Origin of the sequence: Gemmatimonas aurantiaca T-27 (assembly GCF_000010305.1) — a bacterium.
In the GTDB taxonomy this organism is placed as follows: domain Bacteria; phylum Gemmatimonadota; class Gemmatimonadetes; order Gemmatimonadales; family Gemmatimonadaceae; genus Gemmatimonas; species Gemmatimonas aurantiaca.
In genome coordinates this window covers 502,127-520,754 of the sequence record NC_012489.1, presented here as the reverse complement: position 1 = coordinate 520,754, position 18,628 = coordinate 502,127, and the positions used below count along the sequence as shown (strand labels likewise).

Below are 18,628 nucleotides of genomic sequence, written 5' to 3'. Positions count from 1 at the left end.
CTGGTAGTGAGTCGATCGGCGTCATGGCGTTTCCGCACACGTTTTCCGAGTCCTTCCGCGCCAGTCTTTCGGCGCGGCTCCGCGAATCCCTTGCTGCATCCAGTCGCGTCACCCGTATCCTCAGTGGGACAGCGGCGACCGGGTTGATGGTTGGTGCCTTGTCGTTGCCCGGGGCCGAAGCCCCGTCGTCCTCGGTCCTACGTGGCCAGGGCGTGGAAAGTGCCAGCCAGGCCCAACCACGGCCGGCAGCGCCCTCCAAGCCCACCCAGGGAGCGGCGCCGCGCGCCTCGTCCCCGACTGTGTCGAGCGGCCCACGCACGCCCAACGAAATGGGGCGTTTCCCCATCGTCGAATGGCATCAGGTGGTGGACGCAGACGGCACGTACAAGGTGTCCCGCGAGCGGTTCAAGGCTGAATTGGAGGAGCTGCACCGTCGCGACTATGTGCCGGTGAACCTGTCGGAGATTCTGGACAAGACGTTCGCGATTCCCGCAGGCAAGACGCCCGTGCTCTTCACGTTCGACGATGCCTCTCCCAGTCAGTTCCGCTACATCGAGAAGAACGGTCAGCTCGTCGTGGACCCGACGAGTGCGGTGGGGATTCTGCTCGATTTCATTCGCACCCATCCCGACTGGAAGCCCAAAGGCTTGTTCTGCCTGCTGCCCGCCGCTGCCGCAGGGCATGCGTTCTTCGGCGAGAAGGGCATCGATGGACAGAAATCGGCGTGGCGCTTTCAGAAGCTGCAGTTTCTGGTGCAGCAAGGCTTCGAGCTGTGCAATCACACCTTGTGGCACGCGCAGTTGAACAAGTATTCCGATGCCGTGGTGCAGGAGCAGTTCGCGCGTGGCGCCATGGCCATCGATTCGGCGGTCCCGGGCTACAAGGTGCGCGGCATGGCGTTGCCGTATGGCGTGTGGCCCAAGAATCGCGCGCTCACACTTTCGGGTTCATGGTACGATGCCAAGGCGAAGCGCACGGTCACGTACAAACACGAGGCGGTCTTTCAGGTGGCCGGTGGACCGGCGCGCAGCCCGTACGATCCGGCGTTCAATCCGGCATCGCTGCCGCGCGTGCCACTGCAGGGTGGCACGAAGCTGACACCGACACTCGACATGCTCGACAAGCCCGGGCCGGGTGCGCGATTTGTGTCGGACGGCAATCCGAAGGTCATCGCGAAGCCGTAGCCAAGGCGTCAGTCGCAGGCCTATCAAGAATTCGCATGTGGCGTGCGCATACCGTGGTGGAGAGTCCGACGGGGTCTATGCCTCCATCGAAGCTGGGCATGAAGCGCTCACCGCGTTTTGGGATGGGTGTGGGGGACAGGTGATCCCCTTCCTTGGGTTTCCACACCTGGTAGGCGAGCGGCTCTATGCCACTCAACCCCTCATGAGCAGTTCACCACCGCTTTCAGAGCGGTTCCGCGCGTCTTGTAGTCTTGCCCCATCCTTACACCCAGCATTCCAGAGCGGTCTCTGATCGCGGAGAAACTACGGCACCACCGAGATCGGCAGCAGGTTGACCGCAATGGGATTGCTGCCACTCGCGCGCACGCTGGTGGTACCACTCGCTCGCGCCGTCAGAAGGCCTGACAGGGAATCGATCTTTGCAATCGCGGTGTCACCCACGCTGTATTGCCACGACATAGGCACAACCCGGGTTCCACACGTTGTGGCCTGCGCGCGAATGGTCGTCGTATCGCCAGCCCGCAGCGTGGTGCGTGCAGATGGAAAACTGACCCGCAGCTCCGTCGTGCAGACCGTGACCTCGTTGTCACTGCATGCGCTGGATGCAATCGTTCCGATAGCCAACAGCAGCCCCCAGCACTTTCGTCGCGTACCCATCGGACGCCTCCTGTTCATCAGCGGACGTCAGCTCGCGGTGGTCAGACAATCAGATTGGGCGATTGCGACACCAAGGCTATCGCGTCTGACTATCGGGGGAACATCGTCGGTCCGAGTCGCACAGCGAACATCAGTGTCGAAACACGAAGCGTCTGCCCCAGATAACGCGCGTAGTGCTGTTCGACGGTGGCGCCCAATGCCACGTTCCGGACGATCGATATGTGACCGGTGAGGGCCCACAGTGCGCCAAGGCCAGAAGTGCCGTCCCAAGGTGTATTCAGTGTCCCGTAGTAGTCGGGGCCCGCGAACAACGCCAAGGACGCGCGATCTGCACCCATTCGCACACCGGCTGCCGCATGCAGCGTGAAGAGATCCGGTTCAGCAGGCGGACATGCACCACCGCCCACACGTACCTCGCAGCCCAAGTCACTGCCATTACGTAGGGTAGCTGTGCTCCCGACACGCCAGACAAGAGCTGCATGCTTTGCAAAAGCCTTGCCGTGATCGAATGCGGCTGACACGGCTATCGACTCGCGCTCGGCAAAGTCACCCCCGCTGCCACTGCCCATACCGAGCGCCATCGTCAGGCCCTGCGCATCGGCAGTATGCGCCACCAGCAGTAGCACGACGTTCAGTGCGGCCCACCGCAGCGGGTGACGGATCCATGTCTTCATTGTCAATGTCCGGGTGAGGGTCAGGCATCACAACGGCCATGCGCGCGTACCCAACTACCCGCGCATGCGTTCCACTTCATCCCATCGATCCACCGCGCGCCGCAGGTGCGGGATGACGATGCTGCCGCCGACGATCAGTCCGATGCTCATGGTCTCGAACACTTCGTCGCGCGTGACCCCCTCTTCCCCGCACCGCACGATGTGGTAGGTGATGCAATCATCGCAGCGCAGCACCATGGAGGCGACGAGTCCCAACAACTCCTTCGTCTTCACGTCGAGTGCGCCGCCTTCGTAGGCGCGCCCATCGAGATTGAAGAAGCGGTTCATGACGAGATTGTTCTCGCCGAGGATGCGCGTGTTCATGCGCTCGCGGAACTGCCGGAACTCGGCCAGCGCGTTGCTTTCTTCACCACGACCGTGGTCGTGCGGCGCGCCGGATGTGGTATCGGTCACAGAAATCTCACACCGTGCCTGGCACGGAGGTTCAGAAGGTGTAGTTGCGTAGCGTGGTGAGCGCAGTCTCGAGTGCGGCGCGCTGTTGCTCGGTGGGCGAGCTCGCCCAAAGGTCTTCGTAGGCCGTGATGGCCATGGCGAGGGCTTCCCGGTCGTGCTCACTGGCGGCCAACGAGGCCGCATTGTCGGCCAAGGCGGCCTTGGCGAGCTGGTCCTCGGGAAAGCGCTGCGTCACCTGCAGCCACCGCACGGTACGGTCGCGCGGATTGGCTTCGGTGAGTGCCCACAGATGCCAGGCACCACGATTGGAGGGGTCGATGCCGAGTGCCCGGTTGGCGAGTTCGCCCACCTGCTCCGGGCCGCGACCAGTGAGCCAGTAGGCGTTGGCCAGAATCACCAGCGCCCGGGCGTTGGACGGCTGCTCCTCCACGACCCGTTCGTAGAGCGGGCCCGCCACCTCGGGCATGTGCAACCAGGGCTCGGCGGCGGCCACCAGGGCGTCCGGCATGGTGCCATCACGAAGATGGTGCAGGCGTTCCATCAGGGCGCCAACGTTGCCGGACGCTTCGTAGGCGTCGACCGCGTCAGCGAGAGCGGCGGGGATATCCTTGATCGGGGCAATCATCCTTCAATCATGGCACACCGCCCGGCCGTGGGGGTAGCTACGTCTGCGGTGTTTCCTGGCTGACACCGCAGTTTGTGTTACCCAGCCCGTACGGGGACCGTCGTGGTGCAGGGTTGCGCGATTGCCCAAGGCTCGCAATACTCCACACGATTCAACTGCATCGTAGCGCAGCACCTCGAAGCATGTGATGGCCCGGCGCCCGATATTGATGCGCTGAGGCGTGGCCCGACTGGTTCGCCATCGGTGCCCATTCGAGCGATGGGAGGCATGACGCCTCCTCCCCGCGGTACCGGATTGGCCCTTGCGCCTCTCCATCTGAAGCGACGGCACGACCCACCCCGTCCTGAATACCCTGCATTTCCAGCGCCTCTGGCGCGACCACACCCTTCCCCGGGTGTCCGTCTTGTTGGCTCAGGCACACGCTGCTTCGGCAGTCGGTGTCAGGGCCGTGCTCCGCCCATCGTGTTCCGCCCATCGGGCCGCGCCCGACGATTCGGAGCCCACGTATCACTCGCAGTAGTCGAATGACCGAACCGAAACGTCCTTCCCGCCGGGGCACCACGCGCACCCGGCCAGCCCCCGACTCAGTCGGGGATGACAATCCCTACCTCGACGCGCCCGCCAGCCGCGCGTCCAGTGAATCCCGTAGCGAGAGCGGCAGCGGCCTCAGTGCGGAGGGGAGCGGCTCAGACGCCCCCCGTCCTCGCCGACCGCGCCAGCCACGACGCCCGGCAGCGGACGCCGAGTCCGCACCAACTGCTGCAGACACCAATGACAGTGCCCCCGCGCCAACCGCGCGCCGGGGCGTGCGCCGCACCACCCGTAGCGCAGCGGCCGGCACAGATGTGAGCAGCAGCACCAGCGAACTACCGCGCGCCGAATCGCCGCGCAGCGAGCCTCGCACCGAAAGCCGCCCCGAACCGCGCGCGGAGAACGGGAGCGAAACACGCCATGAGTCGCGCGGCGGGTCGTCCGAAGGTCGTCCCAGCTTCCGCGACCCCTCGCCCAGTGGCTACGAAGCGTCCATGGAGCGACCGCTGGCGGATCGTCCGGACGCGCCAAACCGGTACGACCGCGCCTTTGACCGCACCGATGGTCCGGAGCGTCAGGACACCCGACCGGAGCGCCCGTTTCAGCAGGAACGGCCGTTCCAGCAGGATCGCCAGGACCGACACGAACGGCAGGATCGTCCGGATCGCCGGGATCGCAATGGCCGCCGCCGTGGCCGCGGAGGCCGCCCGGACAATCGTGGACCAGGCGGTGATCGTCATCAGTCGACAGGCCCTGCCGCCGATCGTTCGCATGACCGCGGTCCGGACCGCAACAATGAGCGCGCGTTCGATCGTCCGGAGCGCCCCGACCGTCAGGGGGAGTCGTCGGATCGGTTCGATAGCCAGGATCGTGGCGGGAACCGTCAACGGAATGGCCGTCGCGGGCGCAATCGCTTCCGTCGCGGAGCGGGTGGGAACGAGAGTGCGCCGATCTCCGGGTCGCATGCGCCGTCACAGGGGTCGCCGTCCGCACCGATCGGTGTGGAAGGCACGATGGCCGGCTGGTTCGATCCCTCGCGTGATGGCGGATTCCTCCGCCGTCCGGAGAACAGCTATCTGCCCGATCCCACCGATCCGTTCATGCCGCCGGCGTTGGTGCGCCTGCATCAGTTGCGGCGCGGCGATCGCCTCGAAGTCACGTACGGTCGCGATCATCGTGGTCGCTATCTCGTGATCGAAGTACAGACGCTCAACGACGGGTCACCCGTCGTGCTGGAGAAGCGTCCCGATTTCAACACACTGGTGGCGAGCTATCCGGACCGGAAGCTGACCCTGGAGACGGGACGTCCGGCCAAGACCGGCCCCGAACTCACGCGCCGCGCCATCGATCTCATTGCGCCCATCGGCTACGGCCAGCGCGCGCTCATCGTGGCACCGGCCCGCGCCGGCAAGACCACGTTGTTGCAGGCGATTGTCGAAGGTGTGTCCATCAACCATCCCGAGGCTGTGCTGCTCGTCCTGCTCGTGGACGAACGCCCCGAGGAAGTGAGTGAGATGATCACGTGGGGCTATGGGGAGGTCGTGGCGTCGAGCTTCGACATGCCGCCCAAGCGTCACGTGGAAGTGGCCGAGATGACGCTCGAACGTGCGCGCCGTCTCGTGGAGCAGGGCAAGGACGTGGTGATCGTGCTCGACTCCATCACCCGTCTCGCCCGCGCGCACAACACGGTGGATCGTGGCACCGGCCGCACGATGTCTGGTGGTCTCGACGCCACCGCCATGCAGAAGCCAAAAGCGTTTTTTGGTTCGGCGCGCATGATCGCCCCACAACATGGCGGCGGTTCGCTCACCATCATCGCCACCGCCCTCGTGGAAACGGGCTCGCGCATGGACGATGTGATCTTCGAAGAGTTCAAGGGCACCGGCAACTGCGAGATCAAGCTGGATCGTTCGCTGGCTGATCGCCGCATCTTCCCGGCGTTCGATATCGCCACCAGCGGTACTCGTCGCGAAGAGAAGCTCTATCGTCCCGATCAGCTCGAGAAGGTGCATCTGCTGCGCCGCGGTTTGCATCAGTTGCCACCGCAGGCTGGCATGGAGTGGCTGATCAAGCGCATTGCCGCCACCACCAACAACGATTCGTTGCTCGACGGACTGTGAGCACGCGCAGCATCCATATATAAGGAAACGGTGCGATATCATCGGGCGGTTGTTCCCACGGGAATGGCCGCCCGATTGCATGGCTATCATGCGGATGGCACGCAACGGGACCTTCTCCGGGAGTATCGTCACATCATCGGCTCCAACGTGACAGTCGGGCCGGCAATGTGACACTTCATGCGACTTGCTCAAGTGCATGGGCCAATGGTCCGATACCCCTGATTGTGCCGTATTGGACGACGCCGTCCATTCCTTCCGTGCTGTCCCTTGAAGCGAATCAGCGAATCCATGTTTCGTACTTTGACTCTGCGGGCCAAGATTTTGGCCCTCCCTGTGGTGGCCGCGCTCGGCTTCCTCATCACGCTCGCCTCGACGATCGTCCTTGGTCGCCGCGCGCAGCATGAATTGACCACCATTCGGCAGGATCTCTCGCCAGCGCTGGAACAGAGCCGTCAGCAGTTGAACCTGGTGGAGCTCTACCAGCGCATTGTGCGTGACGCTGTCGCGGCCAGCGATACGGCGGCGATTTCAGCAGCAGATTCGATCGTCCGGAAGTTTGCCACAATCAATGATTCGTTGGCGCGCAATGCGACCACGGATTCGGCCGCCGTGGTGCAGACGCACGCCGCATTCAAGGAATACGCCGCCGCGAGCAAGTCTTCGAGCATGGGCATGATCACGGGCGCCATGGAAGACATGATGGGCGCGCGCACCGTGGCGAAGACGAAGTATGCGGAACTCACCAAACAGCTCAACGCCGAGCTCGAGGACCGCAACGAGCAGATCAACGCATCATTCAACACTGCGGTAGGCCTGCAAAGCACGTCCTTCTACAGCACCAGCGCGATTCTGGTCGTCGCCTTGGCCGCCCTGATCGTGCTGGCATGGGGCACGCTGACCAGTGTCATCGGCGCCATGCGCTCGATGTCGAAGACGGGCCGCAGCATCGCGCAGGGCAATCTCGATGTCGAAGTGAAGATCCAGTCCAAGGACGAAATCGGCGAACTGGCCGAGGCGTTCCGCGACATGCTGTCGTATATCGGCGGTGTGGCCCACGCGGCGGATCGTCTGGCCAGCGGCGACCTGAGCGCCAAGGTCGAAGTCCGCTCCGAGCACGACGTCCTCTCGCGCAGCATCAACGGCGCGGCGGACACCCTGCAGGGTGTGGTCAGTGAAGTCAATGTGGTCATCGACGCGGCCAAGCACGGTGACTTGTCGAAGCGTGGCAACCCGGATCGCTTCCAGGGTGCGTATGCGCAGCTCGTCGCCGGCACCAATGCCACGGTCGATGCGGTCATCGAGCCGATCGTCGAAGCAAAGGATGTGCTGACGCGCGTGGCGGCCAAGGATCTCTCGGCTCGCGTGAAGGGCAACTATGTGGGTGAGCATGCCGCGATCAAGGAATCGCTCAACCTCGCGCTCGAGAATATCTCCGAAGTGTTCGCTTCACTCTCCCAGGCGATCAGCCAGGTGAACGGAGCAGCGCGTGAGATCGGTGATGGCAGCCAGGAACTGGCGAGTGGTGCGGCCGATCAGGCTGGCGCGATTGATCAGGTGTCGAACCGCATCGCGGTGGTGGACGAACGCACGAAGGCCAACGCGGCCGATGCAAACGAAGCCCGTACGGCGATGGTGAAGGTGACGGAAACCACCGAGCAGGGTGTGGAGCGCATGACGGCGCTGGCCCAGGCCGTGGCAGAGATCAAGCGCTCGGCTGACTCGACGGCCAAGATCGTGAAGACCATCGACGAGATCGCGTTCCAGACGAACCTGCTGGCTCTGAATGCGGCCGTGGAAGCGGCACGTGCCGGCGATGCGGGTAAGGGCTTCGCGGTGGTGGCCGATGAAGTGCGCAGCCTGGCCATCCGCGCCTCGGAAGCGTCACGCAACACGGCGACGCTGATCGAAGAGTCGGTGCAGAAGGCGGAAACGGGTGTGCAGCTCAACGAGAGTGTCACGCGTCGTCTCGAAGAGATCCGCACCGGCGTGCAGCGCGCCGCCACGATCATGAACAACATCGCAGAAGGCGCGGTGGAGCAGGAGAAGGAGCTCGCGGAAGTGACCTCGGCCATGTCGCAGATCAGCGGCCTCACGCAGCGCACCGCGGCCAATGCCGAGGAATCGGCCAGTGCGGCGGCGGAACTGTCGGCACAGTCGGCCGAGATGCAGGACATGGCTTCGCAGTTCGAGCTCGGACAGACGCGCGTTGCGTCGGCTCCAGTCTCTTATGCGACGCCGAGCCCGGCGGCCCCGCGTCGTGCGGCAAGCCCGCCACCGAGCACGGCGAGCCGCAGCACGAGCAAGACCCGCAGTGCAGCGCCCGCGAAGCCAAAGGCCAAGAGTGTGCGTGCAACGGTCTCAGCCAACGCGGCCAACGATGATGTCTTCCCGGTCAATGGCGCCGAACTGATTCCGTTCGACGACGACTCGTCAGACGATATCCTGGGTTCGTTCTAACACCGCACGCCCTGCGGGATCGGGCCGGCTCAACTCTGATGGTGATGGTGGCGGCGGTACTCCTCGTAGAGTGCCGCCGCCGCTCTCGTTCCACGCTGGTAGTTCTCGACACTGATCCACTCGTTGGGGGCATGGGCGTTTTCACCCGGCAACCCAAAGCCCATGAGCAGCACTGGTGCCCCCAGGATGCGCTCGAAGTCACCCACCACGGGAATGCTGCCTCCCTCCCCGGTGATCACCGGTGCCCGGCCAAAGGCGGCTTCGAGCGCGGTTTTGCCGGCTTCGATGATCGGTCCCTGCAGATCGGCACGCCACGGGCGTCCGCCATGCAGATGTTCGACGTGCACGGTGACACCCGCTGGCGCGACGCGTTGCACGTGCGCGTCCACAAGGGATGCCACAACAGCGGGATCCTGATCGGGCACGAGACGGAAACTCACCTTGGCCATCGCATGCGCCGGCAATACGGTCTTGGCGCCTTCGCCAGTGTAGCCACTGAGTAGTCCGTTCACTTCGCAGGTGGGGCGAGTCCAGAGACGTTCCAGCGTGGTGTAGCCGGTCTCGCCGCCGAGCGCTGTGACGCCCACTTCATGCATCATCTGCTCGTCGCTGAACGGCAGTTCGCGCATCTGTGCACGCACGTGATCGGGGAATGGGCGCACCGCATCGTAAAAACCAGGAATGGCGATGCGTCCGTCGCGGTCGTGCATGGTGGCCAGGATGCGTGCCAGGGCCATCGCGGGATTCACCACGGCGCCACCGTACATGCCACTGTGCAGGTCACCATTGGCTCCCTGCACTGTGATCTCGAGATAGGCCATGCCACGCAGCGATGACAGGATGCTCGGAATGCCGGGTGCGAACATGGTGGAATCGGAGATCACCACGGCATCGCAGGCCAGACGTGTCTGCTCGCGCTCGAGAAACGCTTCCAGATTCACACTGCCAACTTCTTCTTCGCCTTCGGCCAGCACAATCACATTGACCGGCAACGCACCGCGTGTCGCGAGATGCGCTTCGAGCGCCTTGATGTGCAGGTAGAGCTGTCCTTTGTCGTCGACGGATCCGCGCGCGTAGATGCGGCCGTCTCGGATGGTGGGTTCGAACGCTGGCGAGGTCCAGAGCTCCAGCGGCTCGGCCGGCTGCACATCGTAGTGTCCATAGATCAGCAGCGTAGGCGCGTCGCTGCCCGCGCCACGCCATTCGCCGACCACGATGGGATGGCCAGGCGTGGACTCCACCGACGTCGTGAAGCCGATCTGTGTGAGACGGTCAGCAACAAACTGTGCCGCCGTCGCGCAGTCGACCTTGTGCTCCGATCGCGCCGACACCGAGGGAATGCGCAGAAAGGCAAACAGCTCGTCGAGGGCGCGCTGGTCGTTGGCGGTGCACCAGGCTTCGAGATCGGCGGGGATGGTCGGTGAGGTCATGGCTTTTCGGTTCGGTGGTTGGAGTGAATCACCGAGGAAAGGGATCGGGGAGGAACAAAGGGTTTACAGCGGCGCTTCGCGCGAAAACCGCAGGACTGGACAGAAGGGCTGGTTGGCTTTCAGGGCGCGGTGCGCGGCTTGGTGATCAGGTACCCCAGCGCGGTGGCACCCAGACCGAGCACGAGGCTGGATACGACATAGAGCCCTGCGCGTGCGGTGCGGCCTTGTTGCATCAGTGCGATGGTCTCGGCGCTCAACGCGGAGAAGGTGGTGAAGCCACCACAGAAGCCGGTCGTGAGCGCGAGGCGCAACAACTGATCCGATTCGCTGGTGAGCGTGAGGCGCGCAAAACATCCAATGAGAAATGCGCCGACAACATTCACCACGAGCGTGCCCGTGGGGAAACCACCACTGGCCGGCAACAACAACACACCAACCGTGTAGCGAGCGACTGAACCCAAGGCACCACCCAGCGCGACCACCAGCACGGCTGAAAGACTGAGTGTTGATGTCATGGACCGATCAGATCAGCGCGACTGGGCAACGGGGCGCTCACGTGGGACATCGCGGGCGATGCGATACAACCAGATGCGCCGCGTGGTGATTTCTCCACCGTTGCGCTGCAGGGAAACCGTCGCGCCCTGCCGAGTGGCTGCGAACCAGGTCCCGACCACAGCAGCGAGGGAATCACCCTTTGCATCGGCGTCGAACACGGCCACGAGCCCATCGCCCGGTCGGATCTTCGTGTACGCGCTGGGCCACACGTCGTACTGATTGGTGCGTCCACCCAGATTGAGCGCAAACACGGTGGGCTGATCGAGCAGATGAAACGCCAATTCGGATGCGTCCTGATAGCGGTCAGCAGAGACCCACTGATCGACGGTGCCATCCAGGAATGGATTGATGCGCGCACTGTCGACGGCCTGCGCGAGCGTGGTCCATCCATGCGCCCGTGCGATCGGATCTTTGCGCGGAGCAAGTGGCAGCAGCGGACGCCAAGCCTGCGCAGTGACCACCACCAGCAAAAACGCCGCAAACACGAGCCCACGTCGCCACCATGCGCCGAGCGCCCACGGCCGTTCGCTGGTGGCGAGCAACATCATCGCACCGGGATAGATCATGGCCGGCCAATTGGCTTCCACGGAACGGCGCCACGCACTGATGGCAAAAAACGCCAATGGCGCGGTGGCAATGACGGCGAGTGCAAAGCGGCGCGTGCTCACATCCGTGGGCTGGGCACTGCCGCGTAGGCGCCAGCCGTCACGCAATGCGAGCCCCACGACCATCACCATCAGCACAAAAAGGATGGGCGACGCCAGTCCGGCCTGCCCACCGATCATTTCGAGTTCGCGCGACAGCGGGTTGCCACGAGCACTGGGATTGAAGCCGTGACCCAGTTGAAACCGGAACGAGACCCAGTCGTTCATGGCATTCCAGAACACCACGGGCGCGAACATCAGCAGGGCGATCACGCTGGCCACCCATGGCCCGGGTTCAGCGAAACGGCGGCGCAGCGCCGGGTGCACCAGACAGGCAATCACGAGCCCCATGGGCAGCAGCACGGCCGTGTACTTGGCCACGAAGGCCGCGCCGAGCCCCACGCCGGCGAGGGTCCACCAGCCCAGCGCATGCCAGGACCGTATGGGGGCCGCGAGTGCCCGTTCCACACCAAGCAACGCGACCATGGCGGCGGCAAACAGCACGGCATCCGGCGTGGCCAGGACGAGGCCCAGCGTGGCAATGGGCAGCAGCGCAACCAGCGGCGCGGCGCGGCGGGCCGCGGCGAGACCGCTTGGCCCACGTCCGGCCAGATACCAGGCGCAGGCGATGGCGGCGATGTGGGTGACCAAGGCGGCCATGGCCGGACCAGCGCGAACCCCGGCCACAGTCGGGCCCGCCAGTGCGGTGCCCAACGCAATCAGCAGCGCGATACCGGGCGGATGGTCGAAGTAGCCCGCCTCGAGGCGCCGCGACCACTCCCAGTAGTAGGTCTCATCGGGGAGCAGCGGCACCAGGGCAGCCAGCACGGTACGCAGCAACAACGCTCCGACCACCCATCCGGCGACCGGCAACCAGTCGCGAGCGGTGGACGCGGGAAGAGCGGAATCGTCGAGGGAACGCGGCATAGGGGCCGGGGTCTGCATCACGTGGAAAGTAGCAGGTGGGGCCGCTTGCCCGCCCGTCCGTGGCCGCTCAGGTTCCGGCATGGCGCAGGTGCCGGCGCTGTGACAGTTACGGCTGCCGGCCGCCAAGCGTCCCTTGGTATGCTCTGTGCGCTTCCTCACAGTGAGGGCGGCGGCAGGGCGCGAGATTTCCAGGGAGTTCGTGGACGATCTCCCTCTTCACTCTTTGATGACAGGACGGACCTGCATGCGGGTCGCTGCCCCTTTTGTGGCGTCATTTCCCCGGCGCGCTGCTGCGTCAACGGCCCTGCTGTTTCTGGTCGGCCTTGGCGGCTGTCTCGACCTCAAGCCCAAGGAGGCTTGTTCGGTCACCGTTGCTCCGACCTCTCTCACGCTGCCCGTGAACGGCTCCGCGCCGATTGTGGGCACGGCGTTTGATTGCGACGGGAACACGATCCGCAACAAGAAGGTCACATGGAGCTCCAACACTCCCACGGTCGCAACGGTGACCGCGGAAGGTGTCGTGCTCGCAATCGCCGTGGGATCGGCGACGATCTCGGCGGAAGCGAATGGCAAGAGTGCGTCGGTGCAGGTGACGGTGACACCGGAACGCGCCAATCAGGTGGCGGTGACCCCGGCCGCGGTCACACTGCGCGAAACGAACGTCCGCCAACTGACGGCGGTCGCTCGCAATGCGGCAGGAATCGTCATTCCGGGTGCCACGTTCCGCTGGGGTTCGAGCAATTCGGCCATCGCTTCGGTGGATCAAAGCGGCCGAGTCACTGCTCTCAGTGCTGGCAACGTCGTGATCTCGGCCGAAACGGACCAGATCTCGGGAACCTCGGCAGTGCTCGTCACACGGATTCCGATTCAGAGTTGCCGCCTGTCGCCGCTGACCAGCAAGGTCACCGTTTCGCAGAATGTGCAGCCGACCATCACGCTGCTCGACTCTGCACTCAGCTCGTTGCCCGTCACGGGCCGCCAGATCGTGTGGACCAGCAGCAACGAAGTGGTGGCCACGGTTTCACAGACGGGGCTCGTCAGCACACGACGTGCGGGCACCACGACCATCACCGCCGCTTCAGCAGACAATCCGTCCGTGAATTGCACCATGACGGTCGAAGCGGCCGATGCGCGCATTGCGCAGGTGTTGATATCTCCGAAGGTCGGCTCCATCCGCATCGGCATTCCGCGGTTGATGGGCTATGTGCTCGTGGACTCGGTGAATGGCACCATTCCACCGGGACGCACCGTTACCTGGAGGACACCCGATCCGAGCATTCTGCGCGTCAACCAGCTCGGTGAAGTGACAGGCCTGGCGCTGGGAACGGGCCGTGTCATCGTGACCGCCGAAGGTGTGGCCGACACGTCCACGCTCACGGTCACGCGAATCCCTCTGGCGTCGATGATCGTCACGCCGCTGCAGGTGACAGTCTCCGAAGGGCAGACCACCCAACTGCGCGCCACCCTCACTGACTCCACGGGTGTGGAAGTGACGGATCGCCCATTGGAATGGCTCACGTTGGATCCGACCCGCGCTTCGGTTTCGCAGACCGGATTGGTCACGGCTATCGCGCCGGGCACCGTCGTCATCCGCGTGGCCGCAGCACAGGATGGCCGTGCCGCAGAAGCCACGGTGATCATTCAGCAGGTACCAGTCGACACCATCGTCGTGGCCGAAACGTTCACGGTGAACGTGGGCACCACCAGCGCCTTTGCGATCCAGCTCAGGGATGCGCAGGGTCGGACCCTCATCGGCCGCAATGTGCTGGTGACCAGTGATTTCCCGGGTGTGGCGATCGGACAGGCCGTTTCGACATCCACGCAGGTGAACGTCACCGGCGTCACCATCGGCACGGCACGCCTCACGCTGCAGACCTTCGACAGCAACAATCGCCCGCAGGGCAAGCCCAGCGTCGTGGTCGTCACCGTGCAGCGGCCGCCCACCACGCCGCCCCTGCGTCAGTAAACAGACCAACGCGCGGCGTGGCTTCCACACGCGCGAACCGATAGCGGTTCCACGAGCTATCTTGCAGCGGGGCGTTCACCACGATGAGTGTGAACGCCCCGCTCTCACTTGCCGCTCACCGGCGTACGCCGCGACGACGCCTGAGCCTGTTCAATTGCGTGCTTGCCCTCCGCTGACGACATCATGTCCGCTCCCGCTGCCACCAAGCCGTCGTTCCTGCGTGACCTGTTCACCGGGAACATCAACGAAGCGCTCCTGCTGCCGTATCCTGCGCCGCTCAGTGAGCGGGATCCGGATGAAGCGCGCACCGTGCAACGCCTGGTGGACGCGCTCAATGACATGGTCACCAGCGGCCTGATCGATCCACAGCGCTTCGACGAACAGGAGTTCATCGACGAGGCGGTGATTCAGGCGTTTGCCGAGTGTGGTCTGCTGGCTATCAGTATTCCGAAGGCGTACGGTGGCCTGGGCCTCTCGGCCAGTGCCTATGCCCGTGTATTCGGCGCCGTGGCCGCCATCGATGCATCGCTCGGCGTGTTGATTGGCGTGCACTGCGGCCTGGGCAGCAAAGCGGTGGTCATCGCCGGCAATGAAGCACAGAAGCAGCGCTATCTGCCCATGCTGGCACGCGGAGAAACACTCGCCGCGTACGCACTCACCGAACCCGAAACCGGCTCGGACGCCCAGCACATCGTTTCGCGCACCGAACGCAGCCCTGATGGCACCGGCTGGATTCTCAACGGCCGGAAACACTGGATCGGCAACGGGCAGCGCGCTGGTGTGATTGCGACCTTTGCGCAGACACCGATCGAACGCGACGGCAAGATCGTGCATCGCCCCACCGCGTTCATCATCCGGCCGGACATGCCCGGGTTCCGCGTGGACGGCACTATCCACAAGCTGGGCATCCGTGGCTCCACGCAGGCCGAACTCGTGTACGAAAACCTCTTCGTACCCGATGATCACGTGCTGGGCGAAGTGGGCAAGGGATTCCGGGTGGCGGTCAACGCCCTCAATGGCGGCCGTCTCTCACTGGCGTCAGGCTGCGTACAGGGCAGCAAGCGCCTGCTCGGCGAGTTCACACGATACGCCGAAGCGCGCACGCAGTTCGGCGGACCGCTCGCCAACTTCGAAATCACGCAGCGCAAAATGGCCACCATCGCCAGTGAGACCTACGCTGCCGAGTCGATGGTTGGCGCGCTCGCGGCCGCGATGGATGGCGATGTGGTAGACGTAGCGCTCGAAGCGGCATGCGCCAAGGTGTACGCCAGCGATCTGGTGTGGCGCACGGCCGATGAACTCGTGCAACTCGCCGGTGGCCGCGGTTTCGTGAAGCCCTGGCCGTACGAACGTTATCTGCGCGACACACGCATCAATCGCATCTTCGAAGGCGCCAATGAAATTCTGCGTCTGTTCGTGGGGCTCAACGGCATTCAGGGTCCGGCCGAGGAGCTCAAGGAGATCGCTGGCGCGCTGCGCAACCCGTTTCAGAACTGGGTCCTGGTGTCGGGTTTTGCAGCCGATCGTGTCAAGACGGCGTTGGGCAAGCGCGACCGGTTCGAAGCGTCGTGGCACAATGTGTTTCGCAAGCACGTGACCTACGTGGAGAAACACGCAGCGGAGCTGGCGAAGGCCACGCAGGAAGCCATCACGAAACACCGCAAGGAAATCCTGAACCGGCAATTGGTGGTGGAACGTCTCGCGGACATGGCCATCGAACTCTATGCACGCACCAGCACACTGGCCCGCACGCAACGATTGATCGACGAACGCGGTGCCGACGCCTGCACGCGCGAAATCGCGCTCACGGAGCTGTTCTGCCTGCAATCGGGCCGGCGGTTTCGTGGCTTCCTCACCGAACTCGAAGGCAACACCGGCGATACGATCGACGACCTGCGGCGCAGCGTGGCGGCGCAGGTGCGCGCCGATGGTGGCTACGCGTCACCGGATGTGCTGCTGGATGTGGTGATTCCGCCCCTGCGGACCTGGAGCCTGGTACGGGATGAACAGGCGGCGAGCACACAACCACCGCTCCCCAAGCGCTAACCAAACACCGGCGGTTCACTACAGGTCTGCACAACTCCGGTTGATCTGCCCACAGTCACGACAGATCTGCTTGCATTTGCGCCATTCGAGGCGCTCCGATGCGCAGTACTCACACGTTTCAGCCGCCTGGATCATTGGACCAGGCGGCTGTGATGTTTCGGATGGCACCGCGCCCTGTGTGTACAGCGCGACACGTTCGATATGACAGCGTGCAGACATCGGATGGAGCAGAAGGTCAGCCGTCGTTTTTCAGCAGCCCGAGCTTGAGCGCAAACTTCACATAGTCGGTGCGATGCGTGAGACCCAGCTTCTCACCGATGCGTTGTTTGTACGTGTCGACCGTCTTGGGTGAAATGGTGAGATGCTCACCGATCTCGGGGGCGGTGTACCCTTCAGCCACCATCTTGAGCACGACCTGCTCACGATCGGTGAGCTTTTCGAAACGTGCGCGCTCGTCGGCATGGCCTTCGCGTTTGGCGAGCCCACGGGCCAAGGCACGCGCCGCCGACGGTTGCACGTACACGTCGCCGGCGGCTACGGTGCGAATGGCGTCCACCAGTTCGCGGTCTGCCACCGATTTGAGCAGATAGCCGCCTGCCCCGGCTTCGAGCAGCGCCACGAGATGTTCGTCTTCCGTGTGCATGGTGAGCACCAGCACACGACGGGTTGCCGGTTCGTCCGCCGGATGCACGCGCCCCGCGTTCACCTTCTGCAATTCGCGCGTGGCGGTGAGTCCGTCCATGTCCGGCATGGATAGATCCATCACGATCACATGTGGATCGAGACGCTCGGCCAACGCGAGCGCGTCCTTGCCATTGCCGCCCTCACCCACCACGGTGATGTCCTTCGCAGTGGAAAGCACGGCCTTGAGGCCGGCGCGCACGATCTGGTGATCGGCGACGAGAATGACACGGATCAGGTCGGGACGCATGCGCGCAAGCTACGGTGCGGAGAGAATCGACGGAAGCGCGCGCGTCATCACCCGATCACCTGTCCGGTGCACCGACCGAAACCGATGCGCACGGCACCATCGCGTTCGGCGAAGGCCGTGATCGTGAGCTCGTCGCCGGCCTCCAGGAAGCCGCGTCGCTCGCCGTTGGGCAGTTCGAGGGGCTCGGCACCGCGCCACGTGAGCTCCAACATGCAGCCACGACTCCCCTTCTCCGGACCGGAGATGGTGCCGCTGCCCAGCAGATCGCCGGGGCGCATGTTGCACCCATTGCTGGCGTGGTGGGCGAGCATCTGCGCAAAACTCCAGTACAGATCGAGACTGCTGCCCGTGGACACCCGCACAGCGGGCTCACGGGCCTCACGCATGCGCGTGGTCCGCAGCCATGCTTCGACCGTGAGGGCGAGTCCGCCGCGCGCCCTATCCCCCTCGTCTGTGAGATACGGCAGCGGTGCAGGATCGCCCTCGGCACGGGGAGCCAACGGTGCACGAAACGGTTCGAGCGCCTCAGGCGTGACCACCCAGGCGCCGATCGTGCTGGCGAAGTTCTTCGCGAGGAACGGGCCAAGCGGCTGATACTCCCACGCCTGGAGATCGCGCGCCGACCAATCGTTCAGCAGGCAATAGCCCCACAGATGCGACTCCGCGTCGGCGATGCCGATGGTGGTCCCCAGCGCATTCCCCGTGCCCACGAAGGCGCCAAGCTCGAGCTCATAGTCGAACAGGCGCGACGGCCCCACCGTGGGCTCGGCATCGTTGGGGCCTTTGCGCTGGCCCGAGGGGCGCGCGATGGGCGTGCCCGACACCACCAGGCTCGACGCACGACCATGGTAGCCAATCGGCACCCACTTGTAGTTCGGCAGCAGTGGATTGTCCGGTCGGAACATCGAACCCACGTTGGTGGCGTGATGCACCGAGGCATAGAAGTCGGTGTAGTCACCCACTTCGACAGGCAGAAAGAGTTCTGCGGAGGACTGTGCGACCAGCGCGTATTGCTCGATCTGGCGCGCGTTCTCGTCCACATCACTGGCCAGCAACGCCGTCAACGCGTCACGCAGCGCACGACGCGAAGCCGCACCCAGCCCCATCAGCGCATTCAGCGAAGGGGAGACGCAGGCACGCGCCGCGTGTTGCACGTCATCACCAAAGGCCTTGAACAGCTCCGCCGCAACACAGGCGGGGATGTCGAGGATGTCGTCCCCGATCGCCACGCCGACACGCGGCGTCTCGGACGTGCCGGCGCGACGGAAGACACCGAATGGCAGGTTCTGCAGCGGAAAATCCGCGTGGCCATTGGCGGAAGCGACCCAGGACTGGCGAACAGACGGCATCAGGAGCGGGAATGGGATACTTGGACGGACACAGCGCAGCAGGCTGTGTGCGATGAGCGGTGTGCGGGTGCGCGCTGTG

The 18,628-nt window shown here is 64.3% G+C and carries 14 protein-coding genes; 5 read left to right on the top strand and 9 right to left on the bottom strand.

Features of this window, described 5'->3' with window-relative positions; translation table 11 throughout:
- The first annotated feature begins 23 nt into the window (after positions 1-23).
- Positions 24-1,184 (top strand): polysaccharide deacetylase family protein, encoded by a 1,161-nt coding sequence (locus tag GAU_RS02300; protein ID WP_012681941.1) that lies wholly within the window; start codon positions 24-26, stop codon positions 1,182-1,184.
- Positions 1,185-1,487: 303 nt separating this feature from the next.
- On the opposite strand, the gene GAU_RS02295 is transcribed toward GAU_RS02300, so the two are convergent.
- The 4 genes from GAU_RS02295 to GAU_RS02280 all read right to left on the bottom strand — a co-directional run bounded on the left by GAU_RS02295 (position 1,488) and on the right by GAU_RS02280 (position 3,593).
- Positions 1,488-1,841 carry a hypothetical protein gene (locus tag GAU_RS02295; protein ID WP_041265175.1) on the bottom strand — a complete coding sequence of 118 codons (354 nt, stop codon included), beginning with the start codon at positions 1,839-1,841 and terminating at the stop codon, positions 1,488-1,490.
- A gap of 89 nt (positions 1,842-1,930) precedes the next feature.
- A complete protein-coding gene (locus GAU_RS02290; protein ID WP_012681939.1) occupies positions 1,931-2,515 on the bottom strand; it encodes a hypothetical protein in 585 nt (194 codons plus the stop codon).
- Positions 2,516-2,569: 54 nt separating this feature from the next.
- Positions 2,570-2,878, bottom strand: a complete 309-nt coding sequence (locus GAU_RS02285) for a carboxymuconolactone decarboxylase family protein (RefSeq protein WP_083765816.1) — start codon at positions 2,876-2,878, stop codon at positions 2,570-2,572.
- A 121-nt stretch (positions 2,879-2,999) separates the two neighbouring features.
- A complete protein-coding gene (locus tag GAU_RS02280; RefSeq protein WP_012681937.1) occupies positions 3,000-3,593 on the bottom strand; it encodes a hypothetical protein in 594 nt (197 codons plus the stop codon).
- An 806-nt stretch (positions 3,594-4,399) separates the two neighbouring features.
- Between GAU_RS02280 and rho the strand changes: the two genes are divergently transcribed.
- Positions 4,400-6,244, top strand: a complete 1,845-nt coding sequence (rho, locus tag GAU_RS02275; protein WP_052574192.1) for a transcription termination factor Rho — start codon at positions 4,400-4,402, stop codon at positions 6,242-6,244.
- Positions 6,245-6,532: 288 nt separating this feature from the next.
- On the top strand, positions 6,533-8,701 hold the full coding sequence (locus GAU_RS20230) for a methyl-accepting chemotaxis protein (protein WP_052574191.1): 2,169 nt from the start codon (positions 6,533-6,535) through the stop codon (positions 8,699-8,701).
- 29 nt (positions 8,702-8,730) lie between these two features.
- Here GAU_RS20230 and GAU_RS02265 read toward each other — a convergent pair whose 3' ends face one another.
- The 3 genes from GAU_RS02265 to GAU_RS02255 form a co-directional block, all read right to left on the bottom strand.
- Positions 8,731-10,131: a dipeptidase gene (locus tag GAU_RS02265; protein ID WP_012681934.1), complete on the bottom strand. Its 1,401-nt coding sequence runs from the start codon at positions 10,129-10,131 to the stop codon at positions 8,731-8,733.
- Positions 10,132-10,250: 119 nt separating this feature from the next.
- Positions 10,251-10,646, bottom strand: coding sequence for a fluoride efflux transporter CrcB (crcB, locus tag GAU_RS02260; protein ID WP_012681933.1), 396 nt, complete (start codon positions 10,644-10,646; stop codon positions 10,251-10,253).
- 12 nt (positions 10,647-10,658) lie between these two features.
- Positions 10,659-12,275: a glycosyltransferase family 39 protein gene (locus GAU_RS02255; RefSeq protein WP_169307565.1), complete on the bottom strand. Its 1,617-nt coding sequence runs from the start codon at positions 12,273-12,275 to the stop codon at positions 10,659-10,661.
- Positions 12,276-12,501: 226 nt separating this feature from the next.
- Here GAU_RS02255 and GAU_RS02250 point away from each other — a divergent pair, with 226 nt between their 5' ends.
- Complete coding sequence (locus GAU_RS02250; RefSeq protein ID WP_041265174.1) at positions 12,502-14,223, top strand: Ig-like domain-containing protein; 1,722 nt, start codon at positions 12,502-12,504, stop codon at positions 14,221-14,223.
- Between the two features lie 183 nt (positions 14,224-14,406).
- Positions 14,407-16,269, top strand: a complete 1,863-nt coding sequence (locus tag GAU_RS02245) for an acyl-CoA dehydrogenase family protein (RefSeq protein ID WP_012681930.1) — start codon at positions 14,407-14,409, stop codon at positions 16,267-16,269.
- Positions 16,270-16,504: 235 nt separating this feature from the next.
- Here GAU_RS02245 and GAU_RS02240 read toward each other — a convergent pair whose 3' ends face one another.
- Complete coding sequence (locus tag GAU_RS02240; RefSeq protein WP_012681929.1) at positions 16,505-17,200, bottom strand: response regulator; 696 nt, start codon at positions 17,198-17,200, stop codon at positions 16,505-16,507.
- Between the two features lie 47 nt (positions 17,201-17,247).
- Complete coding sequence (fahA, locus tag GAU_RS02235) at positions 17,248-18,549, bottom strand: fumarylacetoacetase (RefSeq protein WP_012681928.1); 1,302 nt, start codon at positions 18,547-18,549, stop codon at positions 17,248-17,250.
- Positions 18,550-18,628: the final 79 nt, after the last annotated feature.